Raw genomic sequence first — 2471 nt, forward strand, 5'->3', positions numbered from 1 at the left:
CTTTCTTACTGTAAAGACGTTCTTTCAAACGTTCACTCATCTTAGGATCATTTAATAAGTCATCAATTGTCTTTTTCTTGTTCATATTGTGTAAAGTTAGCAGACACACTTAAATGAACAGTCTCTTCCTAAGTAGGTTGATTTTATCCATTTTATTAGCAAAGTTGCTTATGCTTAATTTTTATTCAAATTAAATGAAATATTTGAAGGATTTTTTTTCAAGGCAGCTAATTATTTGGATTGAACCAAATTTGTTCAAAAAATCGTCTACAAGTTTATTCTTAAAAGTCAGTTTGGGAATGAAAAGAAAAGGCCTTGATCCCAAGGAACCAAGGCCTTACCTATGAAAAAAATATCAACCTACATTGATTGCTTTTTTGCTCTTACCTGCTTCGATTGCTTTTTTTGGAATTACAATCTTCAGGATACCATTGTCATATTTGGCATCAATGTTCTCATCTTGTACATTTTCAGGCAGTGTAAAAGACCTTCTGATGCTTGAATAAGAAAATTCTTTCTTGCGGTAATTTTCTTTTTCTTCCTCTGATTTATGCTCTTTTTCTGCGCTGATGCACATGATACCATTGTCAACTTCCACCTTGAAATCTTTTTTGTCAAATCCTGGAGCCGACAATTCCAACTTAAATTCTTTGTCATTTTCAATGACATTCGCGGAAGGAACTTCCACGCCTTTTTCTGGAAACCAGAACTTTTCGTCCCAATCAAAGGGACTTTCTGCGCCGAAAAAGTCCTGTACCATTTTTGGCCACAAACCGCCGTTTCTTTTTGCTAGAGTGCTCATGGTAATCTAGGTTTTGAGGGTTAAAAGATATGTTTTTTGAGATAATAAAGTTCGAAAAAAAATACAAGAAAAATAATGATAGGTGTCAGGTTTTCAGGTGATTACTGTCAAAAAAAAACAAAGATTAATTTTCTGCTTTAACTCAATTTTCTCAAGACAAATTCCACACACCTAGCCGCCAGCCTCGCTGTAGAATTGTCTTGGTCGTATTTTGGATTAAGTTCCACCACATCCATACTGATCAATTTACCTGTTTTGGCTATCCAGTCCAAAACTTTAAATGCAAGTTCAGGTGAAAATCCCGATGGTGAAGGAGCACTCACTCCAGGAGCGTATGCTGAACTGAAGCCATCAAGATCTATGCTGAGGTAGATTTTATTCACCTTTGAACAAAATTCATCTAAAAGTATGGTGATTTCCTGCCAATTGTCTAAAGTGAAGTCTTCAATTTCCATCCATTCAGCCTTTAATCTTTTGGCTGTTTCAAACAATAGGGGAGGGTTAGCAGCCCTTTGTATCCCCAAACACAAATAATGAAAGTCATTGGGAAATTCTTCTCCAAGTTGCAAAAAGGGAGAGCCTGAATGGCCTTTACCTGCTGATTTAACCCGGAGATCGAAGTGGGCATCTAGGTTGATGATTCCCAGTTTTTCACTTTTTTGATGCACATGTTCAAAAACTCCTTTGCCATGAGCATAGGCCAGATCATGGCCACCACCTATTAAAACAGGGAAAATACGCTTTGATAACAACGACCGGACTGTTTGAGTTATCAATTCATGGCTTGCTTCCATGTCACCATCCAATGTTTGAATATCTCCTAGGTCCAAGAGATGATAATTGGCAGGCAGATGATATGCCATAGAAGCCATCAATCGGCGAATCATTTCAGGACCTTTTGTTGCTCCGGGTCTGCCTAAGTTTCTTTTTACCCCTTCATCTCCAACATATCCTAAGATTGCCACATACTTGCCATCAGGATTAGTGTGCGGGTCAAGAGTCGTCAGGCAATTCATAGCCTGATAAAAATAAGACAAGGTTTCCGAATTTCTTCCAGACCAGATTGATGGAGATGTAGGTAGGTGAAGAGTCATATCCCTTTTTTCTTTGCTTTAAATACGGCTTTAATTTGTTTTGTAAGGTTGTATCAAGTCCCAAAGATTGCCATAGAGGTCTTCAAATACCACCACTTTCCCATATTCTTCCTCTCTTGGTCCATTGATGATTTTAATTTCCTGTCGAAGCAGGTTTTCGTAATCCCTGTCAAAATCATCTGTGTGTAAAAAAAGGAAAACACGGCCTCCAGTCTGATTGCCTATGCTTCTTTTTTGGTTTTCATTTGCTGCTTTCGCCAGTAGTAGAGAGGCACCGTTTCCTCCATTCGGACGTACCACTACCCATCTTTTGGTCTCAGAGAGTGGTGTGTCCTCGATTAATGTAAATTGCAGTTTCTTGGTGTAATATTGGATAGCTTTGTCATAGTCATCCACGACTAGGGCAATTTGTACCAGTGATTGTTTCATCTCATGCTGTTAAGTTAAGAGAAGGGGGCTGTCCGAAAAGGGCAGCCTTTTTTATGCTGCAATTTTTTGATTTTGAAAATCTAAAGTCATGATTGGGGATTTTTGATTAGATTTTTTCCTTGACACGTATAATACTGGTCGACTAA

At 38.1% G+C, this 2471-nt stretch carries 3 protein-coding genes; all 3 read right to left on the reverse strand.

All coding sequences use genetic code 11. From position 1 onward, the window contains the following. Positions 1 to 355: 355 nt before the first annotated feature. On the reverse strand, positions 356 to 802 hold the full coding sequence (locus ACFFIP_RS17910) for an Hsp20/alpha crystallin family protein (RefSeq protein ID WP_382389136.1): 447 nt from the start codon (positions 800 to 802) through the stop codon (positions 356 to 358). Positions 803 to 939: 137 nt separating this feature from the next. After that, the gene (gene hutG, locus ACFFIP_RS17915; RefSeq protein WP_382389137.1) at positions 940 to 1896 is read right to left on the reverse strand and encodes a formimidoylglutamase; all 957 of its coding nucleotides are present in this window, start codon (positions 1894 to 1896) and stop codon (positions 940 to 942) included. A gap of 30 nt (positions 1897 to 1926) precedes the next feature. Then, positions 1927 to 2325 carry a VOC family protein gene (locus ACFFIP_RS17920; protein ID WP_382389139.1) on the reverse strand — a complete coding sequence of 133 codons (399 nt, stop codon included), beginning with the start codon at positions 2323 to 2325 and terminating at the stop codon, positions 1927 to 1929. Between the last annotated feature and the right edge of the window lie 146 nt (positions 2326 to 2471).

This window comes from Fontibacter flavus (assembly GCF_042432905.1).
GTDB lineage: Bacteria > Bacteroidota > Bacteroidia > Cytophagales > Cyclobacteriaceae > Fontibacter > Fontibacter flavus.